General features: G+C 34.2%; 16 protein-coding genes. 12 read left to right on the forward strand and 4 right to left on the reverse strand.

The window, feature by feature from the left end:
* Nucleotides 1-150: 150 nt before the first annotated feature.
* From DR871_RS15535 to DR871_RS15545, 3 genes are all read left to right on the forward strand, one after another.
* Nucleotides 151-819 (forward strand): hypothetical protein, encoded by a 669-nt coding sequence (locus tag DR871_RS15535; RefSeq protein ID WP_129752554.1) that lies wholly within the window; start codon nt 151-153, stop codon nt 817-819.
* A gap of 141 nt (nt 820-960) precedes the next feature.
* Entirely contained in the window at nt 961-1,704 is a 744-nt protein-coding gene (locus DR871_RS15540) for a lipoprotein (protein WP_113667115.1), read from the forward strand.
* A gap of 180 nt (nt 1,705-1,884) precedes the next feature.
* Nucleotides 1,885-2,448 carry a hypothetical protein gene (locus DR871_RS15545; RefSeq protein WP_129752555.1) on the forward strand — a complete coding sequence of 188 codons (564 nt, stop codon included), beginning with the start codon at nt 1,885-1,887 and terminating at the stop codon, nt 2,446-2,448.
* 417 nt (nt 2,449-2,865) lie between these two features.
* Here the strand turns inward: DR871_RS15545 and DR871_RS16470 are convergent, their stop codons facing one another.
* Together DR871_RS16470 and DR871_RS16475 are read right to left on the reverse strand one after the other, a co-directional pair.
* Nucleotides 2,866-3,030: a hypothetical protein gene (locus DR871_RS16470; RefSeq protein ID WP_165355350.1), complete on the reverse strand. Its 165-nt coding sequence runs from the start codon at nt 3,028-3,030 to the stop codon at nt 2,866-2,868.
* 227 nt (nt 3,031-3,257) lie between these two features.
* On the reverse strand, nt 3,258-3,398 hold the full coding sequence (locus DR871_RS16475; RefSeq protein ID WP_165355351.1) for a hypothetical protein: 141 nt from the start codon (nt 3,396-3,398) through the stop codon (nt 3,258-3,260).
* A gap of 264 nt (nt 3,399-3,662) precedes the next feature.
* Between DR871_RS16475 and DR871_RS15550 the strand changes: the two genes are divergently transcribed.
* From DR871_RS15550 to DR871_RS15580, 7 genes are all read left to right on the forward strand, one after another.
* On the forward strand, nt 3,663-4,418 hold the full coding sequence (locus tag DR871_RS15550; protein ID WP_113667113.1) for a hypothetical protein: 756 nt from the start codon (nt 3,663-3,665) through the stop codon (nt 4,416-4,418).
* Nucleotides 4,419-5,979: 1,561 nt separating this feature from the next.
* Entirely contained in the window at nt 5,980-7,755 is a 1,776-nt protein-coding gene (locus tag DR871_RS15555) for an AMP-dependent synthetase/ligase (protein ID WP_113667112.1), read from the forward strand.
* A 21-nt stretch (nt 7,756-7,776) separates the two neighbouring features.
* Complete coding sequence (locus DR871_RS15560) at nt 7,777-8,829, forward strand: proline iminopeptidase-family hydrolase (RefSeq protein WP_113667111.1); 1,053 nt, start codon at nt 7,777-7,779, stop codon at nt 8,827-8,829.
* A gap of 511 nt (nt 8,830-9,340) precedes the next feature.
* Nucleotides 9,341-9,850, forward strand: a complete 510-nt coding sequence (locus DR871_RS15565; RefSeq protein ID WP_113667110.1) for a MarR family winged helix-turn-helix transcriptional regulator — start codon at nt 9,341-9,343, stop codon at nt 9,848-9,850.
* Between the two features lie 42 nt (nt 9,851-9,892).
* Nucleotides 9,893-12,283, forward strand: coding sequence for a 3-hydroxyacyl-CoA dehydrogenase/enoyl-CoA hydratase family protein (locus DR871_RS15570; protein ID WP_113667109.1), 2,391 nt, complete (start codon nt 9,893-9,895; stop codon nt 12,281-12,283).
* Nucleotides 12,284-12,366: 83 nt separating this feature from the next.
* Nucleotides 12,367-13,548 (forward strand): acetyl-CoA C-acyltransferase, encoded by a 1,182-nt coding sequence (locus DR871_RS15575; protein WP_113667108.1) that lies wholly within the window; start codon nt 12,367-12,369, stop codon nt 13,546-13,548.
* Nucleotides 13,549-13,612: 64 nt separating this feature from the next.
* On the forward strand, nt 13,613-15,418 hold the full coding sequence (locus tag DR871_RS15580) for an acyl-CoA dehydrogenase family protein (RefSeq protein WP_113667107.1): 1,806 nt from the start codon (nt 13,613-13,615) through the stop codon (nt 15,416-15,418).
* Between the two features lie 83 nt (nt 15,419-15,501).
* Here DR871_RS15580 and DR871_RS15585 read toward each other — a convergent pair whose 3' ends face one another.
* Nucleotides 15,502-15,930, reverse strand: coding sequence for an META domain-containing protein (locus tag DR871_RS15585; RefSeq protein ID WP_113667120.1), 429 nt, complete (start codon nt 15,928-15,930; stop codon nt 15,502-15,504).
* A 135-nt stretch (nt 15,931-16,065) separates the two neighbouring features.
* Nucleotides 16,066-16,983, reverse strand: coding sequence for a YihY/virulence factor BrkB family protein (locus DR871_RS15590; RefSeq protein ID WP_113667106.1), 918 nt, complete (start codon nt 16,981-16,983; stop codon nt 16,066-16,068).
* 442 nt (nt 16,984-17,425) lie between these two features.
* On the opposite strand from DR871_RS15590, the gene DR871_RS15595 reads away from it, so the two are divergent.
* On the forward strand, nt 17,426-18,058 hold the full coding sequence (locus DR871_RS15595; protein ID WP_455423247.1) for a superoxide dismutase: 633 nt from the start codon (nt 17,426-17,428) through the stop codon (nt 18,056-18,058).
* A 226-nt stretch (nt 18,059-18,284) separates the two neighbouring features.
* Nucleotides 18,285-19,484, forward strand: coding sequence for an LETM1-related biofilm-associated protein (locus tag DR871_RS15600; protein WP_113667104.1), 1,200 nt, complete (start codon nt 18,285-18,287; stop codon nt 19,482-19,484).
* Nucleotides 19,485-19,512 lie beyond the last annotated feature (28 nt).

Raw genomic sequence — 19,512 nt, forward strand, 5'->3', positions numbered from 1 at the left:
CATTTGTTGACGGGAAATACCTGTGATGTGTTGCATTCTTAAAAATACGAAAAATCTTCTTTTTATACTAGTATTTTGTTATATTTGATCATAAATACAACGGAGGTTTTTTCACAGACTGACGTTACCTGCAAGTATGAAAAACCGACCATGGACAATAAAGAACAATATATCAAACCGCTAATTAAAGTTATCGAGCTGAATGAAGACAAGTCATGGCTTGACGCTTTTCTTGGGTTAAGGACAGGAGGTTATTTACCAGGAGGTGGAGCGGGGTCTTTAAATGACTGGGGACCTTCTTATTTAGACAAGATAAAAAGCTCATGGTATTGTAATTTGTATGACATTTTGCGTCAGCTTTTTGACGATAATTTACCTGCTGAACAATCTAAAGAGCTTAAATTAATTAAATTCAGAAATAATATTAGAGTAATTAGATGCTTGAATTGTAATAAAAGCTATCAACACCCATCAGTTTTTGAATCATACATAGCATTAGATTTTTATTATAAAAACTTCATTGGACTTGCAGAAAATAAATTTTTATTAAATCTATTTATTCCAGAACTTACATATGAAAATCAAAAAACGAAAGATTTTAGAAGCTGGTTATTCAAACAATATGAAGCTAACAATATAAAAATTTATGACTTTGTAAATAACAAATACATTTGCCCTCATTGCGGAAAAGCACATGGAGAAACTGAACACGACCTATACTTTATAAAAATCGAAGGTATTGACAAAATGGAATTTCAACAAATAAAACTAAATGCAAATTGGGAAGACTTTGAGAGAATACCAGCAGGTAACAGCTAGTAAGCGATAGTCGGGAATTAGGCTGAATTTTAATGTTGTTTTGTATTTGGAGATATACCGATTAACCGAAATATTAGGATAACTTAGCCCGACCATCGCCTACTAGCAAAACGTTATGTGTAACTTTAACCAAAATGACGTATGAAAAAATATTTTTTGACATTATTTTTTGCTTTATTATTGACAAGTTGTTCCGGACAAACAAATAAGGAAAAATATGGGCGTCCAATAATTGCGCTTATTGAAACTGATCCTTGGCTTATGGTTATTGGCTCTGATGTTCCAACTTTCGCATTGTATGAAAATGGTCAAATCATTTATAAGAAAATTGTCGACAAGAAAACAAAATATTTTGAAGTAACAAATGATAAAGAAACAACTCAGAAAATAATTAAATCGTTTGGGATTACAGACAATTTGATGAAGCAAGAGGATTATATTGAAGCATCAACTGCGACTGATCAACCAACTAATGTTTTGCTATTAAACTTCGATCCTGTTAGACAATTAAGTGTTTATGGACAATTGCGTGACTTAAAAAACAAAGCAAGACAAAAAACTCCGACAGACTTTATTGATGTTTATGACAAAATAATCAAATTTGAAGACAATAAAGCGGTAGAATGGTTCCCAGACACTTTTGAAGTTATGGCTACAAAGTATAGTTATGCGCCTGAAAAATCGTTGAAATGGAATAGTAAATGGAATGATATTAAAAGTGAAACAACCGTAAAACGTAATGAAGATTTATATAGTATTTATTTAGATATAAAATACTATAGAGAATTTATAGAGCTTTCAAAAAGCGTAAAAGAAAAACAAGCTGTTGAAATCAATGGAGAAAAATATTCGTTGACCTATAGACTTCCTTTTCCAAATTTATAGCAAAAAGCAGCCCATAACCGCCATTTTGAGCTAGCTGGAGTTTAGTGGAATTATCGTTTCGCATCACGTTTTCGTTAATCCGAAAATGGAGCGGTTACGAATTTCCAGCCATCTCAAAGCCGCAAAACGTTATATGAGAGCTAATCAGAAAACATGAAACATAATTAAAATTCTATTGAAATGAGAAAATATACAATTTTAGCAGTCTTATTTTTTTTTAGTATGAATTTATTTGCGCAGAATCAAATCGAAAAAAATAAAAACTATTTATACCAAGAAAATGAAAATTATATTAAAAAATATAGTATTTTACCTACTAAACATTGGAGTTATTTAATCAAATTGAACACTCGTACTGGACAAATATGGCAAATCAAATTAAATCATAAAAACACGGATCAATTTGAAATCCCATTGACTAATTTGCCATTAGTTGAAAAACAAAATGAAGTAGATAATAGATTTAAACTATTTCCAGCTGATAATCAGAATTTCTTATTACTAGACCAAATTAATGGTAAGATCTGGCAAGTAACTTGGCATATTAATATTGAAAAAAATAAAATTTCAGTTATAAACAATACTTCTCTCATTGAAAAACAAAATATAAGTGAAAACAGATTCACGCTCAATCCAACTATAGATAGTAGATATTTTTTAATTCTTGATAAAATAAATGGTAAACTTTGGCAACTGAATTGGTCAGCAAAACGTGAAAAAAGTGAATTTTCACCAATTCGATAAATAATTTTATTCACACATTTATTCCAGTATAAGAATCATAAATTAGACGATCGAAAAAGTTATTTTATAAAAATTGAAACGTTAAAGTTGGAACCGAAAGCAAAAATGTCTAAATTAAATTGCGAGCATAATAAATACAAACTAAAAAGTAGAAACTTTAAAAATTTCGCATAAGAATTAAATTTTCCGTTCAAAATATCCCTCATATAACAGCTGTTTTGAACGAGCTGGAGTTTAGTGGAATTGCCGTTTCGCATCAAGTTTTCGTTAAGCCGAAAATTGAGCGGTTACGAACTTCTAGCCATCACAAAGTGGCAAAACGTCAGGTTGTGAAAAAACCTATTTTACTTTCAAAAACTTCAGATAATTCTACTCAAGAATTAAAAAAAAGGCACAATCACACAATCGCGTCGAGGGCTATGCCAAAAACTGACGGACTGCGCCTCTCACACCACCATACGTATAGGTTCTAGCATACGGCGTTTCGTCCCGAAGCTTCGGAATTACTTCAGATTCTTGTTTAACCTGTTCTGCTTTTCCGAGGCTATAACTTGCGTTATTCAGATGAAAATCAAGAACCACATTCGTTGGTCCTTCTTGTTTCTTATTCCTTTACCCTTTTTATTGGCAACTCGTTCCCCAAAGTACAATGACTTCTGCTGACTTCTATACTTAACCAACTCGTGGTTGCAAAGACTTCCCTCTGTAAGCATTTACTCTTTACTTCTATCCCTAACGCATCTACAAACTAAACCTGTTGTCTCAAGGCTTTGCATTGCTGTGTACAGTTACTTAATTTCATTAGCCTCTTATGCGCTTAACTCACGCTTTGCTATTGCTTTTTTTGTATTCGTTATGCGCTTCACTTGATTGCGTTCCTCGGTATAGACTTTTACCGTTTGACTTCCTTCAGCTTTTCTTGCAAAAGCTACAACTTTGCTCGTTTCCATAGCCTGTCCCGTTTTCACGGGATACTGCTCAAAAAACCGTAATGACGGATGTTGACCAAAATTTATTAAATTCTGGCTTTAATTCTGGGACTCTAAAAGCGATTTATAGACTATTTTAGTTTAATAATCATAAAGCGAATTTTATCAGAAAGAATTTTAATTACAGTTTAAATCATATACATTTACTACTTGATTTACTAAATACAATTCGTTTGGACGTTTTTAGACGAACTGACTTTAGCGACCATTATAAAAATACACAGAATGAAATTCAGATTATTATTTTTACTAGTACTTGTTTCCAAAATTGGTTATTCTCAAAGTGAAAAACTTGACGACAATAAAACAAACAACATCAAAAATGTTATAGCTTTATTCAAACAGAAAAACATTCACAAAATATCAAACATAATTTCTTTTCCTTTACGTAGAGAATATCCAATACCAAGCATTAATGACAAAAATGAATTTAAACAGCGGTTCAGTCAAGTTTTTGACCAAACTCTTGTAGACAAGATTGTTAATTCAAAAATTAAACAATGGTCAGAAGTTGGATGGAGAGGAATTATGTTGGACAATGGCATTGTATGGATAGAAAGTTATGAAGGTAAAATAACCGCAGTAAATTATCAGAGCACCTTTGAAAAAAAGTTACAAAAAGACTTGATAGCAAAGGAAAAAGAAAACTTGCATGTTTCATTAAAAACTTTTAATAACCCAACATACAAAATAAAAACTAAAAATTATTTGATTAGAGTTGACGAACTATCTAATTCCAAATACAGATATGCTTCTTGGAAAATAAACAAAATAGAATCTTCAAAACCTGACATAATTTTAAACAATGGAGTATTAGAATTTGAAGGAAGTGGCGGAAATCATGTTATTACTTTTTCAAATGGAAGCTACACATACAAAGTTTACAGAAATATTATTGGAGAAAAAAATGCTCCAGATATTACATTTGAAGTTGAAAAAGACGGAAAAATAATTCTTACCGAAGACGGAACAATAATGTAATAATAACAGTGAACCGCTATCATACTCTTGGTAAGATTTTTTTTTTGCTAAATTTAGAATTAGTTTTTAATTGTAAAATTCAGTTTTAAACTAAAAGTTTTGGTTTTCTTAATCCCCAACCTCGCCAAGCGCCAGGACATAATAAGGTAATCTGGACATGCTCTTAGCCATCATATAGAGTTAAGAGATAATCTTAATTGTAGCCTATAAAACAAGTTTGGAAATTTATGATAAAGCTTTTAAAGAGAATAATTACGCTGCACTCCTAAATTGCGTTCAAAAATTTTACACTGTAATTTTATTTTTTTCTAAGCCACCATCTGCATCACTACTTTTTCATTCTAACATCTACTTACACAAAAAGCTTAATTAAGTACTTTGCACTATAATAGATTTCTGAGAATAAAATTTAACACTCTTCAAAAAAAATAGTAGAACCGCTGTGTTTAAATAACACAAATAAGCCAGAACTCATTGCAAATGAGTATCAAAAGAAATACTATTGTAGTAGCCCTGCATGCAAAATTTGCCATTTAGAAATAATGGAAGCTTTGAAATATCAGTTTTAAACCTATCAACTATAACTGACTTTATATTTTAGAGGTGACAAATTACAGAAACCTATGCCAGATGTAGTACTTCATAAAATCATAGGTAAGATTTACGTAATTAACATTGGCAATATTGCAACTGAAAAATAGATATTTAAATACAAATGTGTTGTTTGTAACACTATGCCATGCTCCTAGATTTATTTGCTTAAAGCTGAATAGAAAATAAGCCAATTAAAGTATTATAAATTTATTTTATGCAAATAATAAAAAACATTAATAAAAACTTATTATAAAAAAATACCACATTTGTAATTAGTTAATTAATAGGATCACTCAAATAATAAAAAATAATTTAAATGTAATGAGTGGGTCAAAAAAATTGTTAATGGAATTGCGGTACGTACTTACGTATTAGAAATTTGCGCTGTATTATTTTCCTTTTCTAATATTTTGAATTAGTAAGCAAATACTAGAACCCAAGCGATAAAGACAGATGCCTATTGTGTTCGCTTAGCTTTTAACTAACCAAAAGTTGAGCGAAGCAATTCCTTTACGCTATCATCATAAAAAATTATTGATGAAAAGATAAATAGTTAACCAAATCATTAGAAATTTATGTGGCAAAAAGTTATTTTTAGAGGATTAAATTATAAAAAAGTACTTCCATTCTACTATTTAAACAAGATGCTTGAAAAACTACTTCCATTAAACAATAAAACTTATGTTGATGTTTGAAAAGTAAATCGTATACCATCCAAAAATGCCTTAAGAAAAGTTTAATTTAAACTTTTTACAAAACTTGAATTATCTAAAATTGCAAAAAAGGAGCACAATTACTTTAGAAAACAAATGCTTTTTTATCAGTAAAATCTATTTGACAATCCCTTAAAGAAAACGATTTCGTTGATAATCAACAATCCATTCAAAATTTTGCGATATAATTTCCAATTTTTAAAATTTATCCCTATTTTTTTTTTAATTTGCAAGCAAATCCAACATTATCCATAATGATAAATATCACCCGCCTCTTTGATTTCCCTTATTATCAGCAAGAAAAATACAATTCCATTCCGGATGCTTTAGTAAGCAAACAGAACGGTGTCTGGGTAAAAACCTCGACCCAGGAATACATAGCCAAAGCCAACGCCATTTCAAGAGCATTACTGCGATTAGGTGTTAATAAAGATGATAAAATTGCCATCATTTCCTCTAATAACAGAACCGAATGGAATATTATGGACATTGGTGTGCTGCAAACTGGCGCACAAACTGTTCCCATTTATCCGACTATTTCCGAAGAAGATTACGAATATATCCTGAATCATTCCGGTTCTATATATTGTTTTGTATCAGATGCTGAGGTTCTTCGAAAAGTAAACCTCATCAAACATAAAATTCCTACGCTAAAGGAAGTGTATTCATTCAACGAAATTGAAGGTTGTACCAACTGGAATGATTTGTTAATTCTTGGTGTAGACACCGGAAATCAAGACGAAGTGGAACTACGCAAAAACAACGTAAAAACCGAAGATTTAGCGACTATCATTTATACTTCGGGAACAACAGGAAGACCAAAAGGCGTTATGCTTTCGCACAAAAATATTGTATCTAATGTATTGGATAGTGCTTCTAGAATTCCATTTGAAGCCGGAAAAAGCCGCGCGTTGAGCTTCCTTCCTATTTGTCATATTTTCGAAAGAATGATTTTGTATTTATACCAATATTATGGTGTTTCCATTTATTTTGGAGAATCCATTGAAAAAATCAGTGACAACATCAAGGAAGTGAAACCAACAGTAATTACAGCTGTTCCAAGACTTTTAGAAAAAGTATATGATAAAATTTATGCCAAAGGAACGGAGTTAACCGGAATCAAAAAGAAATTATTCTTTTGGGCGATTGACTTAGGTTTAATCTATGAGCCGTATGGCAAAAATGGATTTTGGTACGAATTCCAACTTAAAATTGCGCGCAAACTGATTTTCAGCAAATGGAAAGAAGGTTTGGGCGGAAACCTCGATTTAATGGTTTCTGGAAGTGCTGCTTTGCAACCAAGATTAGCCCGCATTTTTGCCGCTGCAGAAATTCCGGTTATGGAAGGTTACGGTTTGACTGAAACTTCTCCCGTAATCTCCGTAAATGACATTAGAAATGGCGGATTCAGAGTGGGAACTGTGGGTAAAGTAATCGACAATGTGCAAGTTATTATTGCTGAAGATGGCGAAATCCTCTGTAAAGGTCCTAACGTAATGATGGGGTATTTCAAAGATGAAAAATTAACAAACGAAGTAATCACGGATGGATTTTTCCACACGGGAGATATTGGAATTTTTGACGAAGACGGATTCTTGAAAATCACCGATCGTAAAAAAGAAATGTTCAAAACCTCAGGAGGAAAATACATAGCGCCACAATTAATTGAAAATACAATGAAACAATCCCGTTTCATTGAACAAATCATGGTTATTGGTGACGGACAAAAAATGCCGGCAGCCTTTATTCAGCCAAGTTTTGATTTTATCAAAGAATGGGCCGTTATTCACGGAATCAACATTGGAAAAAGTAATGAAGAAATAATTGCCAATGAAAAAGTAATCGAAAGAATCCAGTTGGAAGTGGACAATCTGAACGAAAAATTCGGAAACTGGGAGAAAATAAAACGTTTTGAGTTAACACCGGATTTATGGTCTGTGGAAGGCGGGCAACTTACCCCAACCCTGAAACTAAAACGAAAAATAGTAATGGAAAAGTACATTGATTTATTTCATAAAATCTACAACTAGCCGTTATAAAACCGTTCCGTTATGAAACTAAAATTCTTAATTTGCTCCGTTATCAGTGTGTTCTTTTTTTCTAATTGTCAGGAAAAACCAAAGGAAGATCCTATCAAAGCAAATTATTTAGATTTCTCAAAACGGGACGACCAACTCACGGGCGGTATCAAAATGATTCCGATTCAAACACCAAAAGGCACGTTTAAAGTCTGGACCAAACGAGTGGGCAACAATCCTAAAATAAAAGTGTTGTTGCTGCACGGCGGTCCCGGTTTGACACATGAATTGTACGAGGCCTTTGATGGTTATTTCCCTAACGAAAGTATTGAATACATTTATTACGACCAATTGGGCTCGTATTACAGCGACCAACCCAACGACAATAGTTTGTGGACCAATGAACGTTTTGTGGAGGAAGTCGAACAAGTACGCATCGCATTAGGATTAGACAATTCTAATTTTTACCTGATGGGACAATCTTGGGGCGGAATTCTGGCAATGGAATACGCATTGAAATACCAAAAAAACATGAAAGGCTTGATTATCTCGAATATGATGGCGAGTGCTCAGGAATATAACGCTTACGCAAAAGACGTTCTGGCACCGCAAATGGATCCTAAAATCCTAAAGCAATTGCAGGATATCGAAAAAAATAATGATTTTGATAATCCAAAATACAGCGAATTACTGTTCAAACATTACTACACGGAACACATTTTGAGAATGCCTCTCGAAGAATGGCCGGAATCCATCAACAGATGTTTCAAGCACATTAATCCTAATGTATATGTGTTTATGCAAGGCCACAGTGAATTTGGTATTACTGGAAATGCGACCCTTAAAAATTGGGATGTCAAAGCCAGACTAAAAACGTTGACCGTTCCTACATTGAGCATTGGTTCTAAATACGACACGATGGATCCTGAACACATGAAATGGATTGCAAACGAAGTCCAAAACGGACGTTTCTTGTTTTGCCCTAACGGAAGCCACCTTTCGCAATACGATGATCCAAAAACCTATTTTCCGGGCGTGATTAAATTCTTGAAAGATGTAGATAATGGAGAGTTTAAAAAGTCTTAGAAAAAATATTTAGTTTACAAAAAACCACGAATTGATGTTCGTGGTTTTTTTATACTTTTTTCATCTAAAATTAATCTAGCGACCTGACTAATTCTTTTGAGTTTAAATTCTTTTTCGATAGAACAATTAACGGTCAGGAACATCTATTGATAAATTATTCAAAATAATTATCGCCAATCTTGTCATGCTGACGATGGAAGCATCTCTTTAGCAGATCTTACGGCTAAATCCCCAATCATTCTCCTTTGCAGGATTCGCGTAAGGGATGGAAGTGGCATCCTTTTATAAATCCTCATCCCGAAGCCTCGGGATGGGGATTTATAAAAGATACAACGAACAGCCAGACCCGCAGGGATACGCCCAAAAAATATTAATTACTCTTAAAAAACGGTATAATCTCCTCAATTTCAGCGGGGATTTTTTATATTTAATGCTTTTTAACAAAAAAATATTTTAATATATTATGCATGCATAGTATTTTTTATTATATTTGAAATCGATATAGTTACTTATGAAAGATAAAACGATAGATTATATTTTACGTGCCACCTGGCAAGCAGTGGCCAGAATGTATAATGAAGAAGCATCAAAATACGATGCGAGCATGGCTACTGGTTTCGCTTTATTGAGTATTGATAAGGAAGGTGGAACGCCATCGACCTCGTTAGGTCCAAAAATGGGAATGGAAGCTACGAGCCTGACCAGAACCCTGAAATCTATGGAGGAAAAAGGCTTAATCATTCGCAAGAAAAACCCTGTGGATGGCCGTGGGGTTTTGATTTACCTGACAGATTTTGGTAAAGAAAAAAGAGAATTGTCAAAAAATACGGTATTGAAATTTAATGAAACGGTGAAACAAACTATTTCGGCAGAGAAACTGCAGCACTTTATAGAAGTAGCGGAAACCATCAATGAATTAATTCAAGACAAAAATATATTTACACATACGAGCGTCAGCGAACTGGCGGAACAAACTGAAAAAACAGAGAATGACACTGCTAAAATTGATTCCCATCAATAAAATAGCGCTGTTGTTTTCTAATGAAAATCAAATATTATTTATATGAAACGCACAATTAAAAAAGTTGCAGTAATTGGATCCGGAATTATGGGTTCAGGAATTGCCTGCCATTTTGCTAACATTGGAGTTGAAGTCCTATTATTAGACATTGTTCCGAGAGAACTTACCGAAGCGGAAGCTAAAAAAGGACTAACTTTAGAAAGCAAAATCGTTAGAAACCGATTGGTAAATGAGCATTTGGCCAATTCCCTGAAATCGAAACCCTCTCCTATTTACAGTCAGAAATTTGCCAGCAGAATCACAACTGGAAATACTACTGATGACATGGCGAAAATCGCTACTGTGGATTGGATTATTGAGGTTGTAGTGGAACGTTTGGACATCAAGAAAATGGTTTTTGAACAAATTGAGAAATTTAGAAAACCGGGAACCTTAGTGACTTCAAACACGTCTGGAATTCCAATTCACTTTATGAGTGAAGGAAGAAGCGAAGATTTCCAAAAGCATTTCTGCGGGACACACTTTTTTAACCCTGCGCGTTATTTAAAATTATTCGAAATCATTCCTGGTCCACAAACAGCAACGGAAGTTTTGGATTTCCTAACTGATTATGGTTCAAAATTCTTAGGAAAAACTTCGGTCGTGGCCAAAGATACTCCGGCGTTTATTGGGAACCGAATCGGGATTTACGGGATTCAAAGTTTGTTTCATTTGGTAAAAGAAATGGGATTGACGATTGAAGAAGTGGATAAATTGACTGGTCCAGTTATTGGAAGACCAAAATCGGCTACTTTCAGAACGGTTGACGTGGTTGGATTGGATACTTTGGTACATGTTGCCAACGGAATCTACGAAAACTGCCCGAATGACGAGCAACATGAGTTGTTCAAACTTCCGGACTTCGTTAACAAAATGATGGAGAACAAATGGTTGGGAAGCAAAACAGGTCAAGGTTTTTATAAAAAAGTAGACAAGGATATTTTGTCTTTGGATTTAGATACTTTGGAATACCGTGCTGCTAAAAAAGCTTCTTTCGCCACTTTGGAACTGACAAAAACGATTGATAAACCAATTGACCGTTTTAAAGTTTTGGTAAAAGGAAAAGACAAAGCGGGAGAATTTTACAGAAAAAGTTTTTCTGGAATGTTTGCTTATGTTTCCAACAGAATTCCTGAAATCTCAGATGAATTATATAAAATTGACGATGCAATGAAAGCCGGTTTTGGATGGGAAAATGGTCCGTTCGAAATTTGGGATGCCATCGGTGTCGAAAAAGGAATCGAAATCATGAAAGCGGAAGGTCTTGAGCCAGCTGCTTGGGTTACTGAAATGTTAGCTTCGGGAAGTACAAGTTTTTATTCTATTAAAGAAGGAGCTACTTTTTTCTACAATATCCCTACAAAATCACAAACTAAAGTTCCCGGTCAGGATGCCTTTATTATCCTGAACAACATTCGCGAAAGCAAAAAAGTGTGGAGCAATAGCGGAGCAATTATACAGGATTTAGGAGACGGAATCTTGAATTTAGAATTCCAATCTAAAATGAATACGATTGGCGGCGATGTTTTACAAGCTATCAATAAAGCGATTGACTTATCTGAAAAAGAATATCAAGGATTGGTTATTGGAAATCAAGCAGCGAATTTCTCTGTTGGAGCTAATATCGGAATGATTTTCATGATGGCAGTCGAGCAAGAATACGATGAGTTGAATATGGCGATCAAAATGTTCCAGGACACGATGATGCGCGTACGTTACTCCGGAATTCCAGTTGTGGTTGCGCCACACGGAATGACTTTTGGCGGTGGATGCGAAATGAGTTTGCATGCTGACAAAGTTGTTGCTGCAGCAGAAACGTATATGGGATTGGTAGAATTTGGCGTTGGGGTAATTCCTGGCGGTGGAGGATCGAAAGAAATGGCATTGCGTGCAGCTGATTTATTTCATAAAAATGATGTTGAGCTGAATGTTCTTCAAGAATATTTCTTGACAATCGCTATGGCCAAAGTATCTACTTCAGGTTACGAAGCTTTTGATACCGGACTTTTACAACAAGGAAAAGATATCATTGTGGTAAACAAAGACCGTCAGATTGCGGAAGCGAAGAAACATGCATTACTTATGGCCGAAGCGGGTTACACACAACCAATTCGCAGAAGCGATGTTAAAGTTCTTGGAAAACAAGCTTTGGGAATGTTCTTGGTAGGAACGGACCAAATGGAAGCTGGGAAATACATCTCGGAACACGACAAAAAAATCGCAAATAAATTAGCGTATGTTATGGCTGGTGGTGATTTATCTGAACCAACTTTAGTAACTGAACAATATTTATTGGATTTGGAACGTGAAGCTTTCTTGTCTTTGTGTACCGAAAGAAAAACATTGGAGAGAATCCAATTTATGTTAACCAAAGGGAAACCGCTACGTAATTAGAAAATAGAACAAAGAGAATAGAGTATAAATTTAAGATATTCTATTTTCTATTCTCTATATTCTCAACTCTTAAAAGAAAAAAAATGAAAACAGCCTATATAGTAAAAGCATACAGAACAGCCGTGGGGAAAGCTCCAAAAGGCGTGTTTAGATTTAAACGTCCTGATGAATTGGCAGCAGAAACGATTCAGTTTATGATGAATGAGTTGCCTGATTTCGACAAAAAACGTATTGACGACGTAATGGTGGGAAATGCGATGCCGGAAGCAGAACAAGGACTAAACGTGGGACGATTAATTTCCTTGATGGGATTGAAAATCGAAGATGTTCCGGGTGTAACCGTAAATCGTTACTGTGCGTCAGGATTAGAAACTATTGGTATGGCTACAGCCAAAATCCAATCTGGAATGGCGGATTGTATTATTGCCGGTGGTGCTGAAAGCATGAGTTTTATTCCGATGGGAGGTTACAAACCAACTCCGGATTATGCTGTTGCAAAGGCAGGTAACGAAGATTACTATTGGGGAATGGGATTGACTGCGGAAGCGGTTGCCAAACAATTCAATGTATCTCGTGCCGACCAAGATGAGTTTGCGTACCAATCACACATGAAAGCCTTGAAAGCGCAAGCTGAAGGCAAATTTGACAAACAAATTGTTCCTATTACTGTTGAACAAACGTTTATCAATGAAAATGGTAAAAAAGAAACAAAATCGTATATCGTAAATAAAGATGAAGGTCCTAGAGCAGGAACTTCTGTAGAAGCTTTGGCAGGTTTAAGACCGGTTTTTGAAGCGAACGGAAGCGTAACTGCAGGAAACTCTTCTCAAATGAGTGATGGAGCAGCATTTGTTCTAATCATGAGCGAAGAAATGGTAAAAGAATTGAACCTTACTCCTATTGCCCGTTTGGTAAACTTCGCATCAGCTGGAGTGGAACCAAGAATCATGGGTATTGGACCGGTAAAAGCAATTCCAAAAGCATTGAAACAAGCAGGATTAACATTAAATGATATTGATTTAATTGAGTTAAACGAAGCTTTTGCATCACAAGCATTAGCAGTAACGAGAGAATTAAATCTAAATCCTGATATTATCAATGTCAATGGTGGAGCGATTGCATTAGGTCACCCACTAGGTTGTACCGGAGCAAAATTGTCTGTTCAATTATTCGACGAGATGCAACGCAGAGGAAGCAAATACGGAATTGTGAGTATGTGTGTAGGAACAGGACAAGGTTCAGCAGGGATTTACGAACTTTTGTAGTCATACATTTCCATCCCTTTATTGAGGATTTAGATTATAAATAAAACATATAAAAAAATAAAAAATGGCAGATACAGTTGAAAAAAACGTAACCCGTGGCGGTCAGTTTTTGGTTAAAGAAACAAAATGCGAAGATATCTTCACTCCAGAAGATTTTTCAGAAGAGCAATTAATGATGCGTGACTCTGTAAAAGAGTTTGTAGACAAAGAATTATGGGCACATAAAGATCGTTTTGAGAAAAAAGATTATGCCTATACAGAAGAAACCATGAGAAAAGCAGGAGACTTAGGACTTTTAGGAGTTGCAGTTCCTGAGGCTTATGGTGGATTAGGAATGGGATTTGTATCAACAATGTTGGTTTGTGATTATATTTCGGGAGCAACGGGATCTTTCTCGACTGCTTTTGGAGCACATACCGGAATTGGAACGATGCCAATCACTTTATACGGAACAGAAGAACAAAAACAAAAATACGTTCCTAAATTAGCTTCTGGCGAATGGTTCGGTGCCTATTGTCTGACAGAACCAGGCGCAGGATCGGATGCTAATTCTGGAAAAACGAAAGCCGTTTTATCAGAAGATGGAACACATTACAAAATCACAGGACAAAAAATGTGGATTTCAAATGCAGGATTTTGTTCTTTGTTTATCGTTTTCGCCCGTATTGGCGATGACAAAAATATTACTGGTTTTATTCTTGAAAACACTCCAGATAACGGAATTTCAATGGGTGAAGAAGAGCATAAATTAGGAATTCGTGCGTCTTCTACACGTCAGGTTTTCTTCAACGAAACAAAAGTTCCTGTTGAAAACATGTTGTCTGAAAGAGGAAACGGTTTCAAAATTGCCATGAACGCTTTAAACGTAGGTCGTATCAAATTAGCTGCTGCTTGTTTGGATGCACAAAGGAGAGTGATTACAGGTTCAGTGAAATATGCAAATGAAAGAATCCAATTCAATACTGCGATTTCTCAATTTGGTGCTATTCGTGCAAAACTAGCAGAAATGGCTACTAGTTGTTATGCTGGAGAAAGTGCTTCTTATAGAGCTGCAAAAGATATTGAAGATCGTATTATTGCTCGTGAAGCTGAAGGAGTTTCTCATCAAGAAGCAGAATTAAAAGGAGTTGAGGAATATGCAATCGAGTGTTCAATCTTAAAAGTAGCGGTTTCTGAAGATGTACAAAACTGTGCCGATGAAGGAATTCAAATCTTTGGTGGAATGGGATTCTCAGAAGATACTCCTATGGAGAGTGCTTGGAGAGATGCGCGTATAGCACGTATTTACGAAGGTACAAACGAAATCAACAGAATGCTTTCTGTAGGAATGTTGATCAAAAAAGCGATGAAAGGTCATGTTGATTTATTAGGACCTGCAATGAAAGTTTCTGAAGAATTAATGGGAATTCCATCTTTTGACACACCTGACTATTCTGAATTATTTGCTGAGGAAAAAGAAATCGTTAGAAATTTGAAAAAATCATTCTTGATGGTTGCCGGAAGTGCTGTTCAAAAATTTGGCGCAGACTTAGACGCTCACCAACAATTATTGATGGCAGCTTCAGATATGTTAATAGAAGTATATATGGCAGAAAGCACCATCTTACGTACTGAAAAACTGGCTAAAAAAGAAGGAGAAGATAAAGTACAAGAGCAAATTGCAATGGCAAAATTGTATTTATACAAAGCGGTAGATATTGTGAATCAAAAAGGAAAAGAAAGCATTATCTCTTTTGCCGAAGGCGATGAACAGCGTATGATGCTTATGGGATTACGTCGTTTTACAAAATACACGAATATGCCAAATGTAGTGGCATTGAGAGAAACAATTACAGCAAAATTAGTAGCTGAAAATGAATATTGTTTCTAATAAAAATTAGTTTTTAGTTTTTTTTTTAACCGCCTTGTTCCTGAAAACAAGGCGGTTTTTTTATTTCTACAAAAGTCTATGATCTATTTTTTCTCAAAACGCATCATTACAACGTCTCCCATTATAAAATTCAGCGTTTTTCCATCTTCAGAAACAGAATAAGAATCTATTTTTTGAAGGGTGTTCATGTAAACATTCTCCCCTTCTCCCGGACAAAACATTTTTGTTACCATCATCGGTTCTTTGAAACTAATTTTACTACCATCAATATTTAATTTCCCTGAATAGCTATTACAACTGTTATGTCCGGATACAGTTGTCTCTTCTAAGTTGAAAGTGATGGATGGTTTTTTATCTGGATACAATCCTGCGAAAGCTATTCTTGGTCCTGTGATATAATTTAACTCCCAACTTCCTTCAATAGAAGAAGTTTTACTCGATACTGATTTCACCGAATTACAAGAAACAAATGCTAGAGAAAGGACGGCTAATGCCAAAATTATTTTTTTCATAAAATCATCTTTAATATTTATACTTCTATAATAGAACAATAACATTGCCAGTTTACGGAGAAAAAAAAATAACATCAAAATAAGTATTCTTTTAAAAACTCAAACACTGTCAAATATTAAAAAATCGGCACTCTTTTATTTCTTTTTAATTTCAGTCACTTCAACTTTAATCCCCACGGCATAAGCATTTGGAATAATTTTTTTTCCATGTGAATTAGCGTATACTTTAGTAAATTCGGCTCCAAAATATAAGATTATAGCTGAATAATACACCCAAATTAAAATAATGATTACGGATCCAGCGGCACCGTAAACAGTAGCAACGGTAGAGCTTCCTAAATAAAAACCAATAGCAAATTTACCAAACATAAAGAAAAACGATGTAAAACTGGAACCAATTAAAGCGTCTTTCCAAGCGATATTTCCGTCTGGTAAGGTTTTAAAAATGATGGCAAATAACATGGTTGTCGTAGCAAATAATATCAAGATATTGAAAATATAAAATATGTAAACCGTGGTGTCCGGGAAATAAATAAGCAATCGTGCATTGATAACATCCATTACCGTATTCACCATCAAACTGACCATTAATAAAAAACCAACAGACGCAATCATGGAAAATGACATCAATCTGTTTTTAATAAATTTCATAATTCCTTTATTGGGCTTTGCTTTTAGACCCCAAATATAATTGATGGAACTTTGTATTTCAGCAAACACACCTGAAGCACCTATAAGTAACATTATACCTCCAAAAATGGCCGCAAAAGTGTTGCTATTAGACAATTCAATATTTTTTATGGTTTCCTGAATTTGAATCGCAGCTTCATTACCTACCATTCCATTGATTTGACCAAAAAAACGTCCTGTGACAGCTTCACTTCCAAAGAAAAAACTAAAAATCGACATAATAATAATCAATAAAGGCGGCAACGAAAATATGGTATAGTACGATAATGATGCACTCAATTTTATTGCATTATCATCATCAAATTCCTGATACGTGCGTTTTAATAAATCCCAACTTATAACTGCTATTTCTTTCTTCTTCATCTTAACAATGCTCTTTTATATTCATATACAACATCAAATTTAGACCTATCATTTTACCTGAATTCAAAAGCGAAGATGATACGCGGAAATCCTTTGTACTTTCATTCAAAATTACAAAGATTATTTTTATCAATTTGAACTGAATTTTACATAATTCCCATCCTTTCAAGTTGAGAAAAATACATTTTAAACAAAAAAATGAAACCAAACTTTAAGTCTTTATTAACCCATCTCTATCTTTAAATGTCTAATTTTATAGAAATATTAATACCTCTTTTAGGATAAATTTATCATTATGGAAAATAATAATACACGAAGAAATTTTTTAAAACAAACAGCCATACTTTCAACAGGGACTATTATTGGGTCTAGTTTATTTAATTCTGCTTTCGCTAATGAAACAGAATTAAAAATTGAAAATAAAAATTCAGCTTCCGAAATAATTAATGCGGCGGCAGGAATTTACAGTCTACCAAAATTAGCATACGCCTACGACGCATTAGAGCCACATATTGATAAAGCCACCATGGAAATTCACCATGGAAAACACCATCAAGCGTATGTTACAAACTTGAATAAAGCCCTTGAAACACTGGATGAAAAACTAGTTGATGATTCGAAATCCTTAGAAAGTATTTTTGAAAAAATGTCTAAATTTCCAGAATCTATCCGAAACAATGGTGGTGGACATTACAACCACAGTCTTTTCTGGACATTATTGAAACCTAATGGCGGCGGAAATCCAAAAGGAAAATTGGCAGAAGCTATAACTAGCGCTTTTGGTACTTTTGATGAATTCAAAAAACAGTTTAGTGATGCGTCTATGAAACGATTTGGTTCCGGATGGGCTTGGCTAGTGGTACAAGATGGAAAATTAGTCATTGGTTCAACGGCAAACCAGGATAATCCGCTGATGCGATTAAGAGGAAAAGGACTAAAAGGGAAACCCGTTTTAGCATTGGATGTTTGGGAACACGCATATTATCTTAAAAATCAAAACCGAAGAGCAGATTATATTGCTTCTTTTTGGAATGTTGTCAATTGGGATGAAGCAGAAAAATTATTCAATTCATAAAAAATACATTAAAAAAAGCCCTGAATTATACATCTATATTTCAGGGTTTTTACTTTTAAAAAACGACAATACACCCTGATAAATTCCTAAGATTATCCACTATAAATTATTCAAATTCAAATTCTAAAAAAAACAGCATCAATTAAATTTAATATCTGTGTTAAACTAAAAACACCCTTTAAAACTATCGCAAAAAAGTATAGCTTTGTACCTTCAAAATAAAGCAATGATTAACCCTTCAGCATCCGGTTGGATAGATAAATTTTTTATTGAACAAAAATTTTCAAAAGATACTGTTTCTAAAACTACTGATATTTTTTATCAAAAAGTGAGAGATACAGGATTTATTTATGGACATATAATTGCTTTTGAAACCGCAACCCCTATACAAACGAAAGGTTGGTTTAAAGAAGAGATTTCAAAAGTTGCACTTTTGAACACTTTATATCACGTTTTTTGTTTGACTAATGAAGATATTAGTCCCGAGAATTTTATCAAACAAGGAAATGCTTTTTACAATCAAATGAATCCTCAAGGTTTTAATTTGTTTAAAAAAATTCTTCCGAAAAACTCTCCTGCTTTAACTTTAGAAAAAATCATTGACGAACGTGTACAGACTAATGACAGCATCATCAGTAAAAGTTTCTCTCATCTGGTGACAAACGCATTATTATTTATTGACGTGCTTGCTTTTAGGCAATATTTGATTCACGGTGAAATTCCCGAAAAATATCTAAAAAAGATTGAAGAAACGGTCGTTAATATTGTAACACTTGCGCTAAAAATCAAGTCGAGAAAATCACAATATGATGATTTGTTAATCAAACTTTTTGAGGCTTCCATTCGCTACAGCAAATTCTCTAAAGTTTCTGTTCAAAGTTTAGAAACGCTACATTTAGATTACTTTACAAATGAATTGGAAAAATATTATTTGATAGATATTGCCGGAATGGCTTTGTGGAGCGATGGAAAAGTAGAAAATGATGAGAGGTATTTTTTGCATTCGCTAGCTGAAATTGTATTGGTTCCAGATTCCTTTGTTGACGAAAGTATCGATAGTACCAATGAATTTATTACCAAGCACAAAAAAGAAATTCCTTATTTCAATTACTCAAATCCTGTCAAACACTTCTATGACCAAACAACACAGAGCGTGGTTACACTTATTGGCAGGAACAAAAACCGATTGATTAAGGAAATTGTCCAAAGTAAAGAATTGATGGTGCTGCTTGCCTACTCCACCCGAAGAGATTTGGACGAAAAAGAAAAGAAAAAAGTCAAAAAACAATTACTGGAAATCTGTAAAACCATTCCGTCACTAACCATTTTTCTGCTTCCTGGCGGTAGTTTATTGTTGCCTATTTTAATCAAATTCATACCTACGTTATTGCCTTCTGCTTTTAATGAAAATCTGGATACCGAATAAAAAAAAATCCGCTTAAAAGCGGATTTTA

This window comes from Flavobacterium petrolei, assembly GCF_003314435.2.
GTDB lineage: Bacteria > Bacteroidota > Bacteroidia > Flavobacteriales > Flavobacteriaceae > Flavobacterium > Flavobacterium petrolei.

What these genes read in the sequence shown, in the direction of transcription:
- DR871_RS15535 (WP_129752554.1), top strand. Translation starts at nt 151, where the DNA reads ATGGACAATAAAGAACAATATATCAAACCGCTAATTAAAGTTATCGAG.
- DR871_RS15540 (WP_113667115.1), top strand. Translation starts at nt 961, where the DNA reads ATGAAAAAATATTTTTTGACATTATTTTTTGCTTTATTATTGACAAGT.
- DR871_RS15545 (WP_129752555.1), top strand. Translation starts at nt 1,885, where the DNA reads ATGAGAAAATATACAATTTTAGCAGTCTTATTTTTTTTTAGTATGAAT.
- DR871_RS16475 (WP_165355351.1), bottom strand. Translation starts at nt 3,398, where the DNA reads ATGGAAACGAGCAAAGTTGTAGCTTTTGCAAGAAAAGCTGAAGGAAGT.
- DR871_RS15550 (WP_113667113.1), top strand. Translation starts at nt 3,663, where the DNA reads ATGAAATTCAGATTATTATTTTTACTAGTACTTGTTTCCAAAATTGGT.
- DR871_RS15555 (WP_113667112.1), top strand. Translation starts at nt 5,980, where the DNA reads ATGATAAATATCACCCGCCTCTTTGATTTCCCTTATTATCAGCAAGAA.
- DR871_RS15560 (WP_113667111.1), top strand. Translation starts at nt 7,777, where the DNA reads ATGAAACTAAAATTCTTAATTTGCTCCGTTATCAGTGTGTTCTTTTTT.
- DR871_RS15565 (WP_113667110.1), top strand. Translation starts at nt 9,341, where the DNA reads ATGAAAGATAAAACGATAGATTATATTTTACGTGCCACCTGGCAAGCA.
- DR871_RS15570 (WP_113667109.1), top strand. Translation starts at nt 9,893, where the DNA reads ATGAAACGCACAATTAAAAAAGTTGCAGTAATTGGATCCGGAATTATG.
- DR871_RS15575 (WP_113667108.1), top strand. Translation starts at nt 12,367, where the DNA reads ATGAAAACAGCCTATATAGTAAAAGCATACAGAACAGCCGTGGGGAAA.
- DR871_RS15580 (WP_113667107.1), top strand. Translation starts at nt 13,613, where the DNA reads ATGGCAGATACAGTTGAAAAAAACGTAACCCGTGGCGGTCAGTTTTTG.
- DR871_RS15585 (WP_113667120.1), bottom strand. Translation starts at nt 15,930, where the DNA reads ATGAAAAAAATAATTTTGGCATTAGCCGTCCTTTCTCTAGCATTTGTT.
- DR871_RS15590 (WP_113667106.1), bottom strand. Translation starts at nt 16,983, where the DNA reads ATGAAGAAGAAAGAAATAGCAGTTATAAGTTGGGATTTATTAAAACGC.
- DR871_RS15600 (WP_113667104.1), top strand. Translation starts at nt 18,285, where the DNA reads ATGATTAACCCTTCAGCATCCGGTTGGATAGATAAATTTTTTATTGAA.